This is a genomic window from Nitrososphaerota archaeon, from assembly GCA_016872055.1.
Lineage (GTDB): Archaea > Thermoproteota > Nitrososphaeria > Nitrososphaerales > Nitrosopumilaceae > Nitrosotenuis.
On record VHBH01000010.1, the window covers coordinates 1 to 19,514 of the forward strand.

Below are 19,514 nucleotides of genomic sequence, written 5' to 3' on the forward strand. Positions count from 1 at the left end.
ATTAAAGAAAAGGATTAAGCGCCCTTGGCGGGATTTGAACACGCGTCTCAGCCGTGACAGGGCCGAATTCTAGACCGGGCTATACTACAAGGGCTTGAATTTTGATCAAAGATTTTCCTTTTTTAAAGTTATCATCTTAGAGGATCTCTTTAGCCAAAGACTAAATTAGACACGGTTTTGAGAATTTGCGAAGGGTTCGTAGCTCAGCCAGGTAGAGTACCGGACTTTTAATCCGGCTGTCCGGGGTCCGAATCCCCGCGAACCCGCTACTTACATAGTATTCTAACTTTGGTAGACAGTTTTTCGATTGCAGATGTTATTAGAGTACTGCGCCTTGCCACATTTTTCTGGTATTGTCGTATTGTGGACTTGCGCTTTGCAATCAGTCGCTTTTGTTCTGCTATTCCGGCAGAACCAAGAGAAGACCTGTTCTGAAGTGATGATTGGGCATTAATTGAGGAGATGATTTTACCTAGTTTTTTGGCGTCAAATTCCCCAACTGAGACAGACCTTGCCACCTCAGACGCAGTAAGCTCGGATAACGAGATTTTGGATTCATGTGCAATTTGGACTAGCTTTCCAACAATTTTGTGTGCTGTCCTAAACGGCAGTCCTTCCTTTACCAAGGCCTCTGCAATATCCAGCGCTGCCAGATACCCCGAATCTGCTATTTGGTTCATCTTTTGCTTGTTTACCTTGAGTGTTGCAAACATGGAGTTGAGTACCACAAGTGCAGATATTGCAGTACGCGAGCTCAAAAATACAGACGGCTTGATCTCTTGCAAGTCTCGGCCATATCCAGAAGCCAGTCCCTTGAGATTAGAAAGTATGGCAACCAGATTTCCAATTACTCGCGCTGTCTTTCCACGCGTTAGCTCCAAGATATCAGGGTTTTTCTTTTGCGGCATGACACTGGATGGCGACGAAAACTGATCAGACAACTCCACAAATGAAAATTCCGACGTAGACCAAATTACTAGATCTTCTGCCATTCTAGACAGATTTGTCATAAGTATGGCAACATGTCCTACATATTCAGCAACAACATCCCGATTTGATGTGGCATCAATCGAGTTTTCCACTATTCCAGAAAAGCCAAGCATCCTAGCAGTGCTGTTTCGATTAATTGGCAATGATGTCCCACCTACAGGTCCTGCACCTAATGGAGAATGGTTGACTCGCCCAAATGTGTCATAGAATCGCTCAAAATCACGCAGTAATGCATCAGCATATGATGTCAAAAAATGCGAAAATGTGCCAATCTGTGCCTGTTGCAAGTGAGTGTACAAAGGCATTGCAGTGGTTGTGTGTTTTTCTGCCAGCATGACCAGTGTTTCCACCATATCCAAAACGCAATTACAAATAGTATTGATGTCATCTCGTATTTTCATGCGTAAATCCAGAGCAACTTGGTCGTTTCTAGAGCGTGCAGTATGCATTTTGCCGCCTACAGCAAGGCCTGTCCTTTGTATGACCAGAGTTTCGATTAACTCATGAATGTCTTCGGCAGAAGACTTACCAGATAGATTTTCTTTTTTCAGCTTTTCAAGTGCGGTAAGAATTTTTTTTACTTCGGATTTGTTGAGAATTTTATTTTCATACAACATTATCGAGTGAGCTTGGCTGCCAATGATATCATAGATTGCAATTTCAGAATCATCAGAAATTGACGAGACATAATCCAGTGTGTGCTTGTCCAGGTTCTTGTCCAGTCTAGACCGATACATTCCCAACTAGAGGTTATAATGGTTATATATAGCATAGATGATTTGTCGTTTATGTCACAAGACCTACAAGAGCTCAGAAGAAAAATCTTTGACGAGTTATCCGGAATAGTTGATCCAGAAATAAACACATCAATTACTGATCTGGAGCTAGTAGACAATGTCGACATTTCAGGTTCCGCAGTCAAAGTGGACTTGCATCTTACCAGTCCGTTTTGCCCTGCAGTCTTTGGATTCAAAATATGCCAAGACATTCACGATCATCTGCTAAAGCTCGACGGGGTAGACGATGTCAAGGTAAACGTCTCAAATCATTTCATGGCAGAGGCAATCAACAATCAGGTAAACAACAGCCCAAACCCAAAAAAGGCAGCCTAGTTTATTTTCTAAATCCCAACAAATATCCACGCAACAGTTGAATTCCCATCGCTGGATCTACTCCCTTTGGACAGACCTGGCTGCAAGAACCAGCAAAGTGGCATCTCCATATTCCATGGGAATCATCGATTATTTTGAGCCTAGAGTTCTTTCCTTTGTCGCGATTATCTGCAACGTATCTGTATGCCTGGCCTAGCGCCTGAGGACCCAAAAATGACGAGTCCATTGCCATCGTGGGACACGCGGAATTGCACAGTCCGCACTTGATGCAGTTTGCAAACTGGATGTATTCTTCTAGCTGCTCTGGAGTCTGGTTGAATTCCTTGGTTGGTGTAGTTATCTCCGAGTCTTCTCGTATTACATATGGCTGCATTTTTTTGTGGTTTGCAAACATTTTGTCCATTTCTACCACCAAGTCCCTGACAATAGGATAGTTACTCATTGGCTCGACAGTCACAACATCAGAGTTTAGCTCCGAGATTTTTGTAAAGCACGCAAGCTTTGGCCTACCGTTTATCTTCATACCGCAAGAACCGCAAGATGCCTGCCTGCAGGAATATCGCACTGCCACAGAGTGATCCAGGTGCTTTTTGACATCAAGTATTGCATCCAGAACTGTAGTCCATCTCTCATACGGCACTTTGAAATCAACATACTGCTGACCGGAATCGTGTTCCGGATTAAATTTTGCAATGCGCAGTGTTACTATCTTCGATGAGGAGACCTCAGTCGATGATTGTTCTTCGGCTATTGCTGTTTTGCTCATTTATGTAATCCCCATGCTCGTGATCAATATAGTCCTTGAACCATATGCTATTAGTCCTGCCATTGCAGCAATACATCCGTACGTTACTGCTTTTTCGTATGTTCGTCCCTGTTTTAGCTCTAATAGTATAACACGCAGTCCATTGAATCCATGTACTGATATTAACACCAATATCAGCTCCAACATTATTGCATATGGAAGAAACTTGTAGTTTGCAAGGACGTTCTCGTATGCAAGTGAATCTTCATAGTTCATCATAGTGACTCGAAACAAAACATGTACTGCGACTAACACTACAGCGCCAAGGGCTGTCCCATAGTGAATTTTCATTATCGTGCTTTCTCGCATTTTACTCACCAAATAGTACCGATATTCCATACATCATTGCAAGTGCTGCCAACCCAATCGATGCATAAATGCAAAGCTTGTGCATGTTGTTTTGGGATGCCGGAGTATACGGATAGTCAGGTCGTGCCGGCTTTCCAACTCCATATCCGCTGTGACCTAGCATTAATCGAATTCCGTTTGCAGTGTGGTACACACACATGCCAATTACCAGTGTCAGAAACACATGTCCTTCCGTGGTTGATGTACTAGCCAACATGTTTTCCCAAGCGGTCTTGCCATTGAGAATCTTGCTTGTTTCATAGATGTGCCCAACAAAAAATGCCAAGAGTCCAAGACCCGTGAGTCTCATCAGCCAATAGGCAAAGCGCTCTATGCCGTATCGGCCTGGGTTTGCCATGCCTTTGATTCCCTCACGATTTTCGTTTCGCTTCATTAGTATTTTCTCTCCACTGGCTGGTATCTAGTTATGGTTACTGGGTGCTTTTTCATTATTGGCTCTTTTGGATCATAGTAAGCAAGTGTGTGGTGTAAAAAGTTTACATCATCTCTGGTTGGATAGTCCAGTCTTGCATGGGCTCCACGAGATTCGCGCCTATTGATTGCGCCAATTAGCACTACCTCAGCCACTCGGAACATTGAGTCGAGCTCCATTACGTTGGAAAAGTTTGTGTTGTATTCCTTTGCCTTGTCGTCGACGTGTTTCCAGGTCCTAGCCTTTAGTTCGCGTAGTTTTTTGAGTCCTTCGACCAGATCGGATTCTGTTCTGTATACGTATGCCTTATCATTCATTGTATCAGTAAGCTCTTGTCGTATTTCATATGGGTTGTATTCACCATGTCCGCGAAATATTCCGTCATAGATTCTTTTTTCTTCCAGTGTAACTAGTTGATGCGGAAATTGCGATGAGGTCTTTGTGTTTAGTGCATATTCTGCTGCATTTTTTCCCGTGATCTTGCCCCAAACAATACATTCAGACGTAGAGTTTGCTCCAAGTCTGTTTGCTCCATGGACGGAACTGCATGCAGCTTCGCCTGCAGCCCAGACTCCCTTGAGTTCTGTTGCACCGTCGATGTTTGTGTGGATTCCACCCATCATGTAGTGACATACTGGTCTGATGTCAAGGGGTTCCTGTGACGGATCTATTCCAGAGAACTTGATTGATATTTCTCGTATTGCACCCAGTTTTTCCTTGATTGCTTCGTCGCCAATATGTCGTAGGTCTAACTTCATGCAGTCAACCCCTGTTTCGTGCTTGAATCCGCGTCCCTCACGGATTTCACTCATAATTGATCTTGATACTATATCACGAGGTGCAAGCTCCATCTTGCTTGGAGCGTATCGCGTCATGAATCGCTCACCATCATTGTTAAGCAGGTAGCCGCCTTCTCCTCTAGCTGCTTCTGTGATTAAAATTCCAGATGGTAGGATTCCGGTTGGATGAAACTGGACAAATTCCATGTCTTTTAATGCAAGGCCTGCCCTGTACGCCATGTCCAAACCATCAGGTGTTGAAGAAAACGCATATGTAGAAAATGAGTAAATTCTTCCCGCTCCTCCTGTTGCAATTATCATTGCCTTTGCCCGAATTGTGTAAAATGTACCACTTGACAACTCTATTGCTGTAACTCCCATGAATTGCTGACCATCATGAATTATTGAAGTGACAAACCATTCATTGAGAAATGAAATATTATCAAATTTCAGACAAGTATCATAGAGTGTCTGCATTTCAAAAAAGCCAACCTTGTCTGAGGCAAACGTAGCGCGTGGGAAGCTGTATCCACCAAAGGCCCTTTGCGCAATTCGTCCGTCCTTTCTTCTAGACCATGGCATCCCCCAATGCTCCATCTGGTAGACCTGTCTTGGCATTTCCCTGCAGAGTCGCTCTGCAACATCTTGGTCTGCCAAAAAATCGCTTCCTTTAACGGTATCATAGATATGAGATTCAATACTGTCTCCTTCCTCTTCAAACAGTGCTGCAGCTGTTCCACCCTCAGCAGAAACCGAGTGAGAACGCATTACCTGAACTTTTGATATGACTCCTATCTTTAGATTCGAGCTTGTCTTTGCCGCTTCTATTGCCGCGCGAAGACCTGCAATACCCGATCCAACAATAATCATATCATATTCAATAGAATCAGCCATCTACTATTGAATCTCCAAAAATCGGATAAATACGTATTCAAAAGAAAATTAGATGAATTAGCATCAGGATATGTTAATTTACCACAATCAAAATTTGTTCACAATCCTTATATTTATCACTAGTGATATCACTAGTGATGGCATCAGAATGGTTTCAGCGGGTAGGAAGCTCAATTCCTCGGGGATTTTCTAGGCATTACATTTTGGAACTATTGTCCACAAAGCCGCATACAGGTAAAGAGATCATCAATTCAGCAGAAGCGCAAAGCGAGGGAATGTGGAAGCCATCACCGGGATTGATTTATCCTCTTTTGGGAAGGTTGCTAGACGAAGGACTAATTGAGGAGACAAAGGACGGAAAATATCAGATAACAAAAAAGGGCAAGGCAACATCCGAAGACCTAGAAAAGATAAACCAAGTGATAAAAAATCAGCTGGATGTCCTAATGCGAGTCAAAAACGTTGGAAGATTTGTCGCAATGGACCTAATTGAGCGAATGAATATGATGGGCACATTGCTATCATCTAATGTCTCCAAGATGACCAAAGACGAAATGTCAAAGTACAGAAAATTCCTTCAAAGCGAGCTGCAAAAGCTTGACGCCCAGGAATCAAAGCCGGGAAAAGAGATTAAAATCGACTAGGAAGCCAGACCCATGTTTCTTAGCATGTCTGCAGTGTGTGTAGATACGCATCCAACCGCAAATTATTTCGAGTGACCTTTTCATAGTCATTACGTTACTCCGCGTTTTGCAGCGGGTCTTTTTTTACAGGTGTTTTAGTGGAAGTGAGGTATTTTTGCAAATATGGATCAAATGTAGCTATTCATAAATAACAAAGTCAACCATGTTTTTTGTTGAAGACCCTCAAACAGCTCATCAATGATCCGTCAAAACCTCTTGTGATTCCTGGTGTTTATGACGCAATTGGTGCAAAAATAGCTCAAAAAGTTGGTTTTGAGGCAATGTTCCAAACTGGATACGGCACATCTGCCACATTATTTGGAATGCCGGATTATGGATTCATAGGAGCTACTGAGACCACAGAGAACGCAAGGAGAATTTGCAGGGCAGTCTCAGTTCCGGTAATAGTTGATTCCGACACTGGTTATGGTAATGCATTGTCTGTGTGGAAGCTGGTAAACGAATTACAGTCTGCAGGCGCTGCAGGAATATTTCTAGAAGACCAGAGATGGCCCAAGCGATGTGGTCATATGGCGGGAAAAGAAGTGATTGAAAAAGAAGAATATGCAGAAAAACTCCAAGCTGCAGTTGACGCCAAAAGAAACAAGGACTTTATCATTGTTGCAAGGACAGATGCTCGGGCAACCAGAGGCCTAGATGATGCAATAGAGCGCGCAAAATACTATAAAAAAATCGGAGCAGATGCTGTCTTTGTAGAGGCTCCAAGATCAATTGACGAGATCAAAAGAATTGGCAAAGAGATCAACGCACCACTTGTTGCAAACATGATAGAGGGTGGCGCTACACCGGTACTGTCTGCCAAGGAACTGCACAAAATGGGCTTTAAGATAATCCTGTATCCTCTTTCGGTTCTTTATGCCAATACATTTGCCTCACTTGCAATTCTCAAGGAGTTAAAAAAGTCAGGCACGACAAAAAGACTGGCGAAAAATGTAGTTACCTTTGATCAATTCAACGATATTGTAGAACTAGCAAAATTTCGAAATATGGAAAACCGTTACAAAAGTGGATAAATAAAAAAGTCCAAGTAAAGAAACGATTAAGATGTGTTTCTCTTTACTTCGATCTCTATTGTGGATACGTTTCGTGACTTGCCGTCTTTGGATTCTAGTTGTTCAGAGCCTATCTTGATTTGGCCAATTGAGTATCCAGCATTTTCTGTTTTGCGTGAGATGATTTGTGCAACATCTACAGCGCGTCCAATGCTTAGTCCTCTAGCCTTGATATGCACTGATGGAAGATTAGCCAACTGAATTAGCGTAGATGTTACATACGCCATCAATGGCTTCTTGCCAATGAAAATTACGTCTCTGTTTTCGGACATGAGTTATTATCAAATATCGATAATTTAAAGCTAAAAACAAAATTATTGCTATCAATTCAAAAATTTCTTATTTGCTTGCATCTTTAATACGCATATGATGGATTCGGAGCAGTTCAATAAAGTCATGCAGTCAAACTCAAAGGAAGACAAAATCATTGCGCTAGAATCACTATCAGATTCTACCAATGCAGAGATTTTGCACTCCATAATTTCCATATTTGATGAAGAAGACATTGAATTAAGGGGTGAGGCATTTAGCACCCTGCTTTTAAATGACAATGACATTTCCGAGGTTTTGCTTGCGAATCTGAAAAGCCAAAGCAAGAACATTCGGGGATATTGTGCTCTGGTATTGGCAAATAGGAAAGATATGGTGGCAGTATCTAAAATAATTCAGCTTACTGAAGACAATAGTGCTATGGTACGTTCCTGTGCAGTTGGTGCACTAGGATTTCTCAGGGCGGCAGAAGCCATATCGGTAATTCAAAAATGCCTCGATGATCCTAACTTGGAAGTAAAAAAGAGCGCAATAAAATCGGCAATCGACATAGGCGACAAGACTTTGCTGATGAGATTAGAGAACATAACTCATGATGACGATCCGGAGATCGGCAGTCTGTTAGTTCTTGCCAGAAATAATCTGTAAGTGGACCGGGAGGGATTTGAACCCTCGATCTCACCCATGCCAAGGGCGTATCCTACCAGTCTAGACGACCGGCCCACAAAACCAAACTGGTTCGCCTTTGAAGTTTTCAGATCGATTATTAACGTTTAGCTGGAAAAAGAAATTTGATTATCATATAACATAAAATATTTAACCGTCAGAAGAAAGGCGTTGATGTGGTAATAGAAACCAAAGCAACCATTACTTATATTCAATTACTAAAAGAAGATTTGGCGGTTTTTCGTCTTGTCCCAAATGACGGAATAATTCCAGATTACAAGGCTGGCCAATTCCTAACAATTGGAATGAATGTTCCAAGTGAGGGAAAAGTAATCCGACGAGCATATTCCATTGCATCAAATCCTGAGAACAAAAAATACATCGAGCTTGTGATTAGATGGGTAAAAAAGCCACTTCCAGGACGACTGACCACACAGCTGTTCAATGCAAAGGAAGGTGATGAGGTAACTTGGATTAAACCAACAGGCGCGGCATTACTAATTAACAACATGCTTTCAAGCGGACAAAAAGATGAGCGAAGAATTGTTTGCCTTGGAGGCGGAACTGGTATTGCTCCATTTGTCAGCTTTGCACAACATTTGCGCGCAGTAGGTGACAAGCGCGAAATTGTTGTTTTGCATGGAGCAAGTTATGTGGATGAGCTCAGCTACAAGGAACTCTTTACCAATCTCGAAATGGAGAGCGTCGACAAAGGCCGCGACAAGTGGAATTTTAGATATCGTGCAGCAATCAGCAGACCACAAGAATGGTTCAACCGTTCTTGGAGTGGGCAGGTGGGCAGAGTGGAAACATTCCTAAGGTCACAAAACGGCGAGCCATCAGCCCTAGAGAAGATGATTGGTGAGAAAGTGACCCCGCAAAACACAATGTTTTACATTTGTGGATGGCAGGGAACCATCGACGGTTGTATGGACTTTCTTGGTGCCCAGGGATTTGTCACTGAGAGACAAAAGCGCCCAGATGGAAGCTTTGAAGTAAAGTACGAGTCTTACGGATAACTCAAAGGTAATATTGTTAAGTTCAGTCCCAAATTCGGGGACGTAGGTTAGCTTGGTATACTGCCAGCCTCGGGCGCTGGAGATCATGGGTTCAAGTCCCATCGTCCCCACATTCATTGAAATAGTACCAAAAAATACCAAATTCGCTTGACCGTTGCAATTTACCTTGCACACCTAAATCCGCTGACCAACGCACACGTAGAAATCATAAATGATCTAAAAAAAGAAGATAAAGTGATAGTGATGCCAGTCGTCTTTTTGGATGGCGGTGTTGAGATAAACAGCAAGAGTTTTCCATTTAGCTATGATATTCGAAAGAAGATGCTGCTTTCGGTGTATGGCGACTCTATTGAGATATCCTCAAACTATACGTTTCATGCCCCGTTTTACCGATATTTTCCACCTGTCTTGTCACCATATTCATGGAAGCTACGCTCACAAATCCTAGACGGAATAGCGGGCGACTATTTCACATACACTGGCGATAAAACCGAAGGCCTAATGCTCAAGGCATACAGACTTAATCCACGGGTGGGCGCACGCAGGTTACTGTCGGCATCCTCAGTCAAGGACAAACTGTACGAATCCACAAATGGAAAAAAGACAGACTGGAGAAGTGATGTTCCAGAGCCAGTAGCTAAGATAATTGAGGAAAACTGGACCATTGTTGAAAAATACGCAAATTCTGAAGACATGACTACCAGAGTTGCAGGAATGAAATTCCCAAAGGCCGGCCTCAAGACAAGATAGATTAATGCCATTGCAAAAATCACACTATGAAATTTGACATTTCCAAAGTTGTCTGGTTTGATGGTAAATTTATTCCGCTAAGCAAGGCAAACGTGCCAATCACAACACATGCTATACACTACGGCACGTCAATCTTTGAAGGAATTCGCGCATATTGGAATTCAAAAAATTTGTACATTTTCAGATTAGAAGACCACATCAAGCGGTTCAGACAGTCTGGAAAATTCTATTCTATTTCTCTGAAATTCTCAAATGAGCAAATAATTGATGCATTAATACAATTATGCAAGAAAAACAACATGAGAAGATCCTGCTACATCAGGCCTTTCTATTTTGTTGGCCAATACGGAATCAATCTTCACGTAAATGAGAGTGCTCCAACACATGTTGCTGCATTCATGTTTCCTTTTGGAGACCTCTTTGACAAAAATGGAATCAGTGTAGGAATTTCTTCGTGGCGCAAGTTCAGCGACCAGTCAACCCCACCCCTGGCAAAGATGGGTGGAAACTATCTAAACTCTATTTTGGCAACACAGGAATGCAAAAGAAATGGATATGATGAGGCAGTATTGCTCGATTTGAATTCTAATCTAAGTGAAGCCCCTGGCGAGAACATTTTCATTGTAAAAAATAACACACTCATTACGCCACCGCTGGAATCCTCCGCACTTGAGGGAATAACACGAGATTCTGTGTTAAAAATTGCCGAAGATCTTGGCTATTCCACAAAAGAAAAGACAATCACGCGGGGGGAAGCGTATTTGGCAGACGAAATGTTTCTCACAGGAACTGCCGCAGAGATAACTCCTGTTATTAGTATAGATGGTAAAAAAATCAGCACTGGCAAACCAGGGAACATCACAAAAGAAATTGTTTCGACGTATTTGGATATAGTTGCTGCAAAAAACGACAAATATTCCAGCTGGCTAAGCCCTGTGTATTAGCTTGAAAGTAGCACAAATAGGAGTTGGAGGATGGGGCAAAAACCATGCCCGCGTTTTGTCCCAGCTTGGCGCCTTAGTTGCAGTATGCGACGCGGACCAAATTAGGGCAAGGGAAACCGGTCAGAAATACAACGTAAACTACTATACCTCGCTAGACACAATGCTGGAATCAGAGCAGATTAACGCGGTTTTTGTCTGCACTCCAACAGTTACGCATTTCGATATTGCATCAAAAATAATTCAAAAGAAAAAATCAGTCTTCGTGGAAAAGCCAATGACATACAAGTCCGAAGAGGGCCTCAAGCTTGCAGAGCTTGCCAAAAAAAATGGCGTCACACTTACCTGTGGATACATTGAGCGATTCAACCCAGCAGTACAGACAGTAAAGGAATTTGTAAAATCAAGAAAGTACGGTGATTTGATAATGCTAGAGTTTCACAGGGAAAATAGAATGCCACTTCACATCAAGGATGTTGGTATCATATACGATACGTCAGTACATGACATTGACACTGCAATGTATCTCTTTGACGATGTGCCACAGGTGGTATTTGCAAGGTCCGGCAAGATACGACATGAACATGAAGATTTTGCAACAATCATGCTTGGCTTCAAAGACAACAAAATAGCTGTAATATCATCAAACTGGATAACACCGTCGCGCGTCAGGCACTTTAATGCAGTGTGTACCGAGGGAATAATCTCTGGGGATTTTATCACACAAGAAGTCAAAATAGAAAAAGACCAAGGCTCTGAAACCCCAAGAAATGAAAAACAAGAACCGCTGACCCTTGAAATAAAGAGCTTCTTGGATGCACTAGAGTCAAAGAATGCCCCGCGAGTCAGAGCAGAAGAGGCGGTAAATGTGACCAAAATAGCAGAGGCAGCATTATTATCCAGCCAGAAAGGAGTTCCAGTGTATATCGATTTAAAATGAACAAAAAAATGATGGAAATGCTAGTGTGTCCAATTGACAAACAATTTCCACTGGAATTACACGAGACAAAATCAAAACAAGAAGTCATAATAGAAGGTGCACTGTTTTGCTCAAAATGCGCGAGATTCTATCCAATAATAGAAGAAATACCAATAATGCTGCCTGATGAGCTCCGAAACAAAAAGCAGGACATAGACTTTTTGGAAAAAAACAAGCAAAATCTGCCTCAAAAAATAATTAAAGACGCAAATCCATGGCACCTATAGTTTGGTAACTAATTTCGTTTCTGATAAGGCAAAGGTAGGCAAAAACGTCAAGATTTGGCATTTTGCATATGTTGGAGACAACACCATACTAGGTGATAATGTCAAGATTGGCTCACTTGCCCATGTCGACTATAATGTTGAGATTGGCGATAACACCATGATCGAAGGCCAAGTCTACATTCCGCCGCTATCAAGAATAGGCAAGAACGTATTCATTGGTCCGGCGGCTGCACTAACTAACGACCCATATCCTCCAAGCCAGAAAATGGTAGGAGTCACAATAAAGGATGGCGCAGTGATTGGCTCTCGCGCAGTCATAAAGGCAGGAGTCACAATTGGAAAAAACAGTGTAGTTGCAATGGGTGCAGTAGTGACAAAAGACGTGCCGGACAATACAGTAGTGGCCGGTGTGCCAGCCAAGATAAAGTACAGTAGATCAGAATACGACAAAAAGCAGGCCCAATGGAAGGCCTAGGTATTGATCTGTTTTTGAAATATTTTGTTTTTCAGCTTTGATAGCAAAATTACCCAGAACGCAACCAAGAGTAGAGCAATTGCCGCTTTGATCAGAGACGCGACAAAAAAGTCCATTTGTTCTCCATAGCCAGAAATTGAAATTTTTGAAACTAGGGTAACAAGAATGCCTCCGCCTGCAAGTATCAGAATCCACATAATGCCAATGAAAGTAAAAATCAAGAGCTGGGCCAAACTACAACTCCTGATGCAAATGCAGTAATTATTGCCAAGATTCCCGAAAATATCGCTAGCCTAAATACTACAAAGCCGATTTCCTTTTCTGTTAAGGGTTTTGCCGCCACAATCAGCCTTACTAGTGTGACTGGCGCATCCAGTTCCTTTGTAGCAGTTATTTTGTAGTCCTCTGTGTGTGTAGTAGGTCCTTTAATCTGTCTGTGCTCTACAATTTTCTTTACGCTTGATAAAAATAGGAAAGAATTGATTATGGCAGGCAAAAGTGCAATTGCCGCAATAACCTCGACTCTGCCCACAATCGCTATTACACCATATGCAGCACCGAGCGTTAGAGCCCCCGAGTCTCCTGGAAATATTTTGGCTGGAAATCTATGATACCTAAAGAATGCAAGCGATGTAAATGCAATGGGGAGTGTCATTATTGCGACGGAATAATTTTGCATGATAAATAGTACAACTGCAAGTGAAAAAGACGCAATCATCATAAATCCGCTTGCGATACCATTCATCACATCAATAGAGTTTATTGTGTTTCCAGTAATTGGGATCATGAATATTATCAGGCCCAGGTATAACGCTGGGATTTTTACCTCCCCAAAGAGCGGAAATGCCAGATTTGGCTCATATGCACCAAGTGCGATAATTGGAATGGCTGCACCCACAAGTGCGAGGGGTTTGAACCATCCACCCATGACTCGCCTATCGTCAATAAATCCAATTACAAATGCCGCGGACGTCGTGATTAAAAGAGCAGTAATTCCTCTGGTGATGATTTTTTCCTGTGGCAATAGAAAATAGAGTGATATTTCGGCTGTAATTATTCCTGCAAGTATTGCAGGCCCGCCCGGCCTCGGCACCATTGCGCCTCCAACCCTGTTTACATCCTTGACTGCCCAGCTTTTTCTATTCAGGGCTTTGATGAGCGGTGGAACCATACCAAAAACAACAAAAAATGCAATTGCCGATGCAACCACTGCTGCAATGATAAACTCTTGCAATTATCTCACTTTTTTGAGTTGAGATTTAATATTATCTGCAATGGTTGGGCCGATTTTATCAATCTCGGCCAGCTTACTGACTGGAATCTTTTGCAAATCTTCTATGGATTTTATGCCATGGACGTACAATTTTCGTGCGCGGACACGTCCAATACCACGAATTTGAACCAAATCTACTAGTTCTTCTTTGATTCCATAAGAGATTCTTTTGCGCAATACCGATATCTCCTCAAGGAGATCAGCTCGATCTATCAGCTTGGCAAGCTCATACAAGCAATAAACGAGCCAGTCGGTAGTTTCGGCCATCCTATGCATGTCGCCAGACTCTATTCCTAGATTATCTGATAGATGAATCTCGGATGATTCCGAAATCCAGGAGTATAGAGCCAAAAGACTTCGGTTGCAGTCATATTCTGAAATCTGCTCAATTAACTCAGACGAATTATTCTCAATCAGAGTTCCAAGTGTTTCAAAGTCTTTGTTGCGAAGAGAAAACTTGGGAAAGAACTCTTCGCTACTAGTAACTAGATGTAAAAATCCAAGTGTATGTTTTTTTTCTTCAGATACTGACTCTAGCCCTCGCCTAAAGTGAATCGCGGTAATTGGATCAATATACAGCATTGATACTTTTTTGCCAAATTCAGTTGCTGCAAATCTTTCTACCTTTTGCACAATCAGGTTTTCGCGAATAAGGAATTTTTTTGCTATCTCTATTGAAAACTTTAGTGTGTTTGCTCTTGTCTGCAGTCCCGCTAATGTTTTTTGGAAAAACTCGAATAGTTCTTCTCCTTTGATTCCAGGATTAGAAACGATATGACTCAATATGTGAATTCTTAACGCCTTGTCTTCTGCAAGCTGAGATTCTATTGGTTCTGGAGTTCCATTGATGTAGTATTGTGCCAGATCGGATGCATTTGCGTTTCCAACAATTATTGCTTCACCGAACTTGTCGTATTGTGGTCTGCCTGCACGTCCGCATAATTGCTTGTATTCAAGAACGCTTATTGGCTTGTTTGCGCCTGCTTTTACATCATATCTTACAACGCTAGATATTACAACACGTCTTGCAGGCAAATTTACGCCTGCTGCAAGCGTCGGAGTTGACGCTAAAAGCTTGATGTTTCCTGCCCGGAACTCTGTTTCGACTATTTCTCTGCAGTTTTGATTTAGTCCTGCATGATGGAATCCTACTCCTTTTTTGAGCAATGCAGACAGTGTTTTGATCAAATCAGTGTGCTCGTTATTGTTGAGGATTTTTTGTGAAACTTGTTCTAGGTATTTTTTTTCATCCTCTGATAAAAATTTTAGAACAGCGTCAGAGCCTTTTGTTGCCAAGGATGCAGAACGAGTTCGAGTTTCTGCAAAGACGAGAGATTGTCCGCCTTTTTTTATTGTGTCGAGGCACAGATCTATTGGCGGACCTCTGATGCTTGTCTCTATTTCATCAAGATCGCCGTTATTCCATTGCACAGTACCTCCATCAAAGACGCCTTCTGTTAGCGGAACCGGTCGCCAATCGCTAGATACTAGCTTGCAGCCAAGCCATTCTGCAATTTCATCGGAATTGGTAATTGTTGCAGACAGTCCTACAAGTTGTGGTTTTGTGTGCAGCTCTTTGAGCTTTGTTAACACTATTTCCAGTGTTGGCCCGCGGTCCTTGTCACCTATCAAATGGACTTCATCTGCAATGACTAGACCTATTTTGTCGACCCAGTCTGTTCCATGACGGATTATCGAGTCCATTTTTTCATTTGTCAGAACAATTATGTCGGCTTTTTCAGATTCCTTATCCACGGAGTCAAAATCTCCAGTTGATATAGCTGCTGTGATCTTTCTTCCAAGATCGATTTTTTCCATTTTTTTGAATTCTGTGAACTTTTCTGATGCTAGGGCTCGAAGAGGTGTAAGATAGACAACTTTACCCTCATTTGTGCTCAAAAACTGCATCATCGCAAGCATCGCTATGAGGGTTTTTCCACTTGCGGTGGGCGCGGCAACCAAGATATTTTTGCCCTCAAGCAAGCCAGCCTTGACGGCATCTGCCTGTGGAGGGTACAGCTTTGTTATTTTCTGTTCAACAAATAATGCCTGTGCAGAAGATGCCAGTCCAAGATCTTCTATTTTCATACACGATTATAGTGGCCAGGCTTGGATTCATAAATTGATGCTTCTCGCAGCATTCTTCGAATAAAGTTCCTTGCCTCTTCTTCTGTGAATTTGCCCGTTTTGGTTAGCTCCTTGGCAAAAAGCTTTTCCTCAACCGGGGTCTTGCTGTCGCCTTCAAGTGATTTTAGCACATCCATGAATAGCTGTAGTTTTGATACCTCGCTGTGTGGTCTTCCTTGCAGTACGCCAAGGTCTACTTTGCCGGTGTTTACATCAACGCCCGCGTCTTCCAGCATGCTTTGGATTAGAAATATTGCGCGCTCTGCGTCCTCTGCCTCTACTTGGTCCTTCATTAGTAGTCTTGCTCTTGCAGTTGCAAGTCTGATCAATCCACCGAGTTGTCTTGGTGTCACTGTGATCATTTCCTCAGATTCTACATTTCTCATCTTTAGATAATATTCAAGAATTTTTTCCTCTGCTTCTGGTGTTAGCGTCGGATCTGATCTTTTACAATATGCTAGGTATTTTGTGAAAATGTCTGCATCAATTAGTGATCTTGTATCGGTTGCGGATTTTTTGTGTAAACCTATGATGTGCTGTGCAATGTTTCGGTCTTTTTCCTTTGAAGGTATATCTCGGACGACAAAGATCAAATCAAATCTTGTCAATAATGGAATTGGTAATGCAACATTTTCTGTAATATTTTTGAATGGATCGTATTTTCCAAACATTGGGTTTGCCGCAGCCAGAATTGAGGTTCGAGCGTTGAGTGTAGCCACGATTCCTCCCTTTGCAATACTTGCGGATTGTTGTTCCATTACTTCGTGCAGTGCGCTTCTGTCTTCGGGCTTCATTTTATCAAATTCATCAATGCAGACTAGACCTTGGTCGCCCAACACAACAGCTCCTGCCTCTAGCATCATTATTCCAGTTTTGTCACGAACCACGGCTGCAGTGAGTCCTGCAGCTGTTGAACCTCTACCTGATGTGTATAGTCCTCTTGGTGCAAGTCTTGCACAAAACTTGAGCATTTCAGATTTTGCAGTACCGGGGTCTCCGACCAAAAATACGTTAATGTCGCCTCGTATTTTTGTACCGTCTCCCATTATTCTTTGGGTAGAGCCAACCATCAAAAGCAAAATTGATTCTTTGATTATTGCGTGGCCCTGAATGTGTGGAGCAAACGAGTTGATCAGTCTATCGTAAATGTCGGCATTTTGGGCAAGGGATTTAATTATTTTTTCCTCTTCTGGTGATATCTCTTCTCTCTCTGAGCGCCTCGAGTTTTTGCCTCCCCTTCCTCCCAGAAATTCAACATTGTTTCCTTCAATTCGTAGTCGGTGCAGTCCGCTGTTTACTCGAGTTCCGGTGATTTGCTCTTGTTCTATTCTAACAATTCCAGTAAGGATGATTCTGTCGCCGGGGCGCGCATTGTCCACAAGGTCTTGCTTTATTGTAACATCAATGTAATGCGGTAGCTGTCCTGGAGGAAGATCTTCTGGAAGCTCTTGCAGCCTTACGATTTGAAAGTCGATGAACTTGCTGTTTTCTGGATCAATTCGAATATCTCGGTGTGAGCATTTTTCTGATGAGCACTTGCTTGGCGTGTAAATGCTGAGGCCTCGCTCTAATGGGACCTCTGTGATGTGTCCTTCCGGGCATTTGTAGACTACATTTCGCGCAAGCGGTTTTACTTCTGACGAGCGAACAACCATGCCTGAGACGCTTGTCATCTTACCAATTACTTCGGCATTGATTTGTCTGAGGCTGCGCTGAATCGGATAGTTTGCAACTCTTACTCTAATATCATCCGAGATTTTTGCCGCATAATCTGGAAATCTTTCTTCTAGAATATTTTTAATTGCACGAGAAAACGCATAGAGAATCTCGTCTGGCTCAATGTTGAACTTGACCTCGATTTCCTTGTGTGATACTATGTCATTATAGTCAACTACGATGTATTTTGCCTGTTTAGCCATCATTTGGTCGATTTCTTCTACGTAGTGGAATTGTCCTGACTTGTCCTTAAACGAGGAGAGAAAGTGCTGGACTTGATCTATAGTTGCGCTGCGAGATTGGGTTTCAAGCGTCATTGTTTTTCACCAAAAATCTGTTTCATAAAGTCGGCACTGTTGTTGTGAATGGTATTGTATAAGGAGCGCTCCTCAATTGAGAGTTTTTTTGCCAGGTCTGTAGTTAGTTCCATGGAGTTTGCTCTAGGGATTAGCTTACCGAGTCTTTTTCTGATAAGGGTGTTTAGCAGGGATTCTAGCTTGTCATGTTCTTTTTCTGACTGTCTTGCCATGTAACCTCTAACTTTGATGTAAAAGTCTGGCTCTAGGTGCGATAGCTCTTCGCCTTGGAAGTTTTCCTTGGAAATTGACTGGGTTATTTCTATTCCCATGTCGGATTCCTGGATTTCCGCATGAGAGTCGGATTCCAATGTTTGGGCGATCCAGCGCGGCATGTTGATTACTTCGCCCTGCTTGCCAGAGATTGTGACTCCAGAGACGTCGATCTTAAAGTCGTGATTAATGACTGTCTTTACGTCTTCTATTTGATAACCTAGGGTGTATACTTGCAAAAGCTCGTTTATTTTCAATGGTTATCAAACTTGATTCAAGGATTTAATGGATACGATCGATCAAATGTGTTTACAAATAGCTTTGATCATTTGATCCTCAGGCGTCATTTATTAATAATGCAATCTAGGGTTTAACAATGTCGGATTCCATAATGTGGGTTGAAAAATACCGCCCGCAAAAAATCACGGATTTGGTAAACCAAAAAGAAATTGTTGGAAGTCTGACTTCATTGCTAAAAAATGTCACAGAGATTCCACATTTGTTATTTTCCGGATCTGCAGGAGTAGGCAAGACAACACTTGCACTATGCTTGTGTAGGCAAATCCTGGGTGAAGGTTGGAAGGAATACACATTGGAATTGAACGCATCTGATGAGCGCGGAATCAACATGGTCAGAGAGAGAGTAAAGAAATTCTCCAAATTTGCAGGTCTTGATTCAAACATTCCATTTAAGATCATAATTTTGGATGAGGCAGACGAGATGACGTCGGACGCTCAGACTGCCTTGCGTAGAATCATAGAGGACGCCTCAAAATTATGTAGATTCATCCTAATTGCAAATAATATCTCCAAGATAATAGAGCCAATCCAGAGCAGATGTGCTGTATTCAAGTTTACCAGAATCTCTGAAAATGACGTGATTTCTCACATAAAGGACATCGCAAAAAAGGAAAAAGTCAAGGCAGATGAAGACGGCCTGAAGGCAATCTACGACTATACAGAAGGCGACCTCAGACATGCAATCAACCTGATGCAGGCAACTGCAAGCCTTGGCGCAATATCCGAAGAAAACGTCAAGGTGTCGGCAGGCCTTACCAAGACCAAAGACGTAGACGAAGTACTCAAGATGGCAATTGCAGGCAAAATTACAGATGCGAGAAACAAGATGATTGAACTCATCAAGGTCTACGGTATGTCGGAATCTGACTTTCTGAAATACATTAATGAAGCAGTATACAGAACAAAACAGGCAAACCTAGTTGAAATTTCAGAGGCAATTGCAAAATATGATTACAGAATTTTGTCTGGTGCAAACCCAGAAATCCAACTTTCTGCACTTTTAGCAGAGCTGAGCAAATTTAGAAAATAAGCGCAGAGAGAGGGATTTGAACCCCCGAATGCTTGCGCACACAGGCTCTCAAGGC

Annotated in this window: 22 protein-coding genes and 4 tRNA genes; 13 read left to right on the plus strand and 13 right to left on the minus strand. The window is 42.3% G+C overall.

Going from position 1 to position 19,514, the window contains the following annotated elements:
- Positions 1–19: 19 nt before the first annotated feature.
- Positions 20–94 (minus strand) — tRNA-Asp (locus FJ354_06125).
- A gap of 98 nt (positions 95–192) precedes the next feature.
- Between FJ354_06125 and FJ354_06130 the strand changes: the two genes are divergently transcribed.
- Positions 193–266 (plus strand) — tRNA-Lys (locus tag FJ354_06130).
- On the opposite strand, the gene argH is transcribed toward FJ354_06130, so the two are convergent.
- Positions 267–1,727, minus strand: coding sequence for an argininosuccinate lyase (gene argH / locus FJ354_06135; GenBank protein MBM3906236.1), 1,461 nt, complete (start codon positions 1,725–1,727; stop codon positions 267–269). It lies immediately after the preceding tRNA gene.
- Positions 1,728–1,778: 51 nt separating this feature from the next.
- Here argH and FJ354_06140 point away from each other — a divergent pair, with 51 nt between their 5' ends.
- Entirely contained in the window at positions 1,779–2,102 is a 324-nt protein-coding gene (locus FJ354_06140; protein MBM3906237.1) for an iron-sulfur cluster assembly protein, read from the plus strand.
- Between the two features lies 1 nt (position 2,103).
- On the opposite strand, the gene FJ354_06145 is transcribed toward FJ354_06140, so the two are convergent.
- From FJ354_06145 to FJ354_06160, 4 genes are read right to left on the minus strand one after another with little or no spacing between them, the layout of a single operon-like run.
- Positions 2,104–2,868, minus strand: coding sequence for a succinate dehydrogenase/fumarate reductase iron-sulfur subunit (locus FJ354_06145; GenBank protein MBM3906238.1), 765 nt, complete (start codon positions 2,866–2,868; stop codon positions 2,104–2,106).
- On the minus strand, positions 2,869–3,216 hold the full coding sequence (locus FJ354_06150; protein MBM3906239.1) for a succinate dehydrogenase: 348 nt from the start codon (positions 3,214–3,216) through the stop codon (positions 2,869–2,871). It lies immediately after the preceding gene.
- A gap of 1 nt (position 3,217) precedes the next feature.
- Positions 3,218–3,649, minus strand: coding sequence for a succinate dehydrogenase (locus FJ354_06155; protein MBM3906240.1), 432 nt, complete (start codon positions 3,647–3,649; stop codon positions 3,218–3,220).
- Positions 3,649–5,361: a succinate dehydrogenase/fumarate reductase flavoprotein subunit gene (locus tag FJ354_06160; protein MBM3906241.1), complete on the minus strand. Its 1,713-nt coding sequence runs from the start codon at positions 5,359–5,361 to the stop codon at positions 3,649–3,651. The genes FJ354_06155 and FJ354_06160 overlap by 1 nt, the downstream gene beginning before the upstream one ends.
- 137 nt (positions 5,362–5,498) lie before the next feature.
- Between FJ354_06160 and FJ354_06165 the strand changes: the two genes are divergently transcribed.
- Positions 5,499–6,005, plus strand: a complete 507-nt coding sequence (locus FJ354_06165) for a PadR family transcriptional regulator (GenBank protein ID MBM3906242.1) — start codon at positions 5,499–5,501, stop codon at positions 6,003–6,005.
- A 233-nt stretch (positions 6,006–6,238) separates the two neighbouring features.
- Positions 6,239–7,078 carry an isocitrate lyase/PEP mutase family protein gene (locus tag FJ354_06170; protein ID MBM3906243.1) on the plus strand — a complete coding sequence of 280 codons (840 nt, stop codon included), beginning with the start codon at positions 6,239–6,241 and terminating at the stop codon, positions 7,076–7,078.
- Positions 7,079–7,104: 26 nt separating this feature from the next.
- On the opposite strand, the gene FJ354_06175 is transcribed toward FJ354_06170, so the two are convergent.
- Positions 7,105–7,389, minus strand: a complete 285-nt coding sequence (locus FJ354_06175) for a DNA-binding protein (GenBank protein ID MBM3906244.1) — start codon at positions 7,387–7,389, stop codon at positions 7,105–7,107.
- Positions 7,390–7,486: 97 nt separating this feature from the next.
- Between FJ354_06175 and FJ354_06180 the strand changes: the two genes are divergently transcribed.
- Positions 7,487–8,035 carry a HEAT repeat domain-containing protein gene (locus tag FJ354_06180; GenBank protein MBM3906245.1) on the plus strand — a complete coding sequence of 183 codons (549 nt, stop codon included), beginning with the start codon at positions 7,487–7,489 and terminating at the stop codon, positions 8,033–8,035.
- Between the two features lies 1 nt (position 8,036).
- Here the strand turns inward: FJ354_06180 and FJ354_06185 are convergent.
- Positions 8,037–8,110: transfer RNA gene (locus tag FJ354_06185), tRNA-Ala, on the minus strand.
- A gap of 119 nt (positions 8,111–8,229) precedes the next feature.
- Between FJ354_06185 and FJ354_06190 the strand changes: the two genes are divergently transcribed.
- The 7 genes from FJ354_06190 (at position 8,230) to FJ354_06220 (ending at position 12,444) form a co-directional block, all read left to right on the plus strand.
- Positions 8,230–9,072 carry a ferredoxin--NADP reductase gene (locus FJ354_06190; GenBank protein ID MBM3906246.1) on the plus strand — a complete coding sequence of 281 codons (843 nt, stop codon included), beginning with the start codon at positions 8,230–8,232 and terminating at the stop codon, positions 9,070–9,072.
- Between the two features lie 36 nt (positions 9,073–9,108).
- A tRNA-Pro gene (locus FJ354_06195) sits at positions 9,109–9,182 on the plus strand.
- Between the two features lie 37 nt (positions 9,183–9,219).
- A complete protein-coding gene (locus FJ354_06200; GenBank protein ID MBM3906247.1) occupies positions 9,220–9,822 on the plus strand; it encodes a hypothetical protein in 603 nt (200 codons plus the stop codon).
- Between the two features lie 26 nt (positions 9,823–9,848).
- Entirely contained in the window at positions 9,849–10,766 is a 918-nt protein-coding gene (locus FJ354_06205) for a branched-chain amino acid transaminase (protein ID MBM3906248.1), read from the plus strand.
- Position 10,767: 1 nt separating this feature from the next.
- Positions 10,768–11,703, plus strand: coding sequence for a Gfo/Idh/MocA family oxidoreductase (locus FJ354_06210; protein MBM3906249.1), 936 nt, complete (start codon positions 10,768–10,770; stop codon positions 11,701–11,703).
- Positions 11,700–11,969 (plus strand): Trm112 family protein, encoded by a 270-nt coding sequence (locus tag FJ354_06215; GenBank protein MBM3906250.1) that lies wholly within the window; start codon positions 11,700–11,702, stop codon positions 11,967–11,969. The genes FJ354_06210 and FJ354_06215 overlap by 4 nt, the downstream gene beginning before the upstream one ends.
- A 1-nt stretch (position 11,970) precedes the next feature.
- Positions 11,971–12,444 carry an N-acetyltransferase gene (locus FJ354_06220; GenBank protein ID MBM3906251.1) on the plus strand — a complete coding sequence of 158 codons (474 nt, stop codon included), beginning with the start codon at positions 11,971–11,973 and terminating at the stop codon, positions 12,442–12,444.
- Here FJ354_06220 and FJ354_06225 read toward each other — a convergent pair.
- The 5 genes from FJ354_06225 to FJ354_06245 are packed head-to-tail and all read right to left on the minus strand — an operon-like array spanning position 12,441 to position 18,386.
- Positions 12,441–12,641 (minus strand): hypothetical protein, encoded by a 201-nt coding sequence (locus FJ354_06225; protein MBM3906252.1) that lies wholly within the window; start codon positions 12,639–12,641, stop codon positions 12,441–12,443. The two genes, FJ354_06220 and FJ354_06225, sit on opposite strands and share 4 nt — an antisense overlap.
- A 20-nt stretch (positions 12,642–12,661) precedes the next feature.
- On the minus strand, positions 12,662–13,678 hold the full coding sequence (locus tag FJ354_06230; GenBank protein ID MBM3906253.1) for a UDP-N-acetylglucosamine-1-phosphate transferase: 1,017 nt from the start codon (positions 13,676–13,678) through the stop codon (positions 12,662–12,664).
- Entirely contained in the window at positions 13,679–15,805 is a 2,127-nt protein-coding gene (locus tag FJ354_06235; protein ID MBM3906254.1) for a DEAD/DEAH box helicase, read from the minus strand.
- A complete protein-coding gene (locus FJ354_06240; GenBank protein ID MBM3906255.1) occupies positions 15,802–17,877 on the minus strand; it encodes a minichromosome maintenance protein MCM in 2,076 nt (691 codons plus the stop codon). Before FJ354_06240 ends, FJ354_06235 begins: the two co-directional genes overlap by 4 nt.
- Positions 17,874–18,386 carry a DNA replication complex GINS family protein gene (locus tag FJ354_06245; protein MBM3906256.1) on the minus strand — a complete coding sequence of 171 codons (513 nt, stop codon included), beginning with the start codon at positions 18,384–18,386 and terminating at the stop codon, positions 17,874–17,876. Before FJ354_06245 ends, FJ354_06240 begins: the two co-directional genes overlap by 4 nt.
- A 119-nt stretch (positions 18,387–18,505) precedes the next feature.
- On the opposite strand from FJ354_06245, the gene FJ354_06250 reads away from it, so the two are divergent.
- Positions 18,506–19,459 carry a replication factor C small subunit gene (locus FJ354_06250; GenBank protein MBM3906257.1) on the plus strand — a complete coding sequence of 318 codons (954 nt, stop codon included), beginning with the start codon at positions 18,506–18,508 and terminating at the stop codon, positions 19,457–19,459.
- Positions 19,460–19,514: the final 55 nt, after the last annotated feature.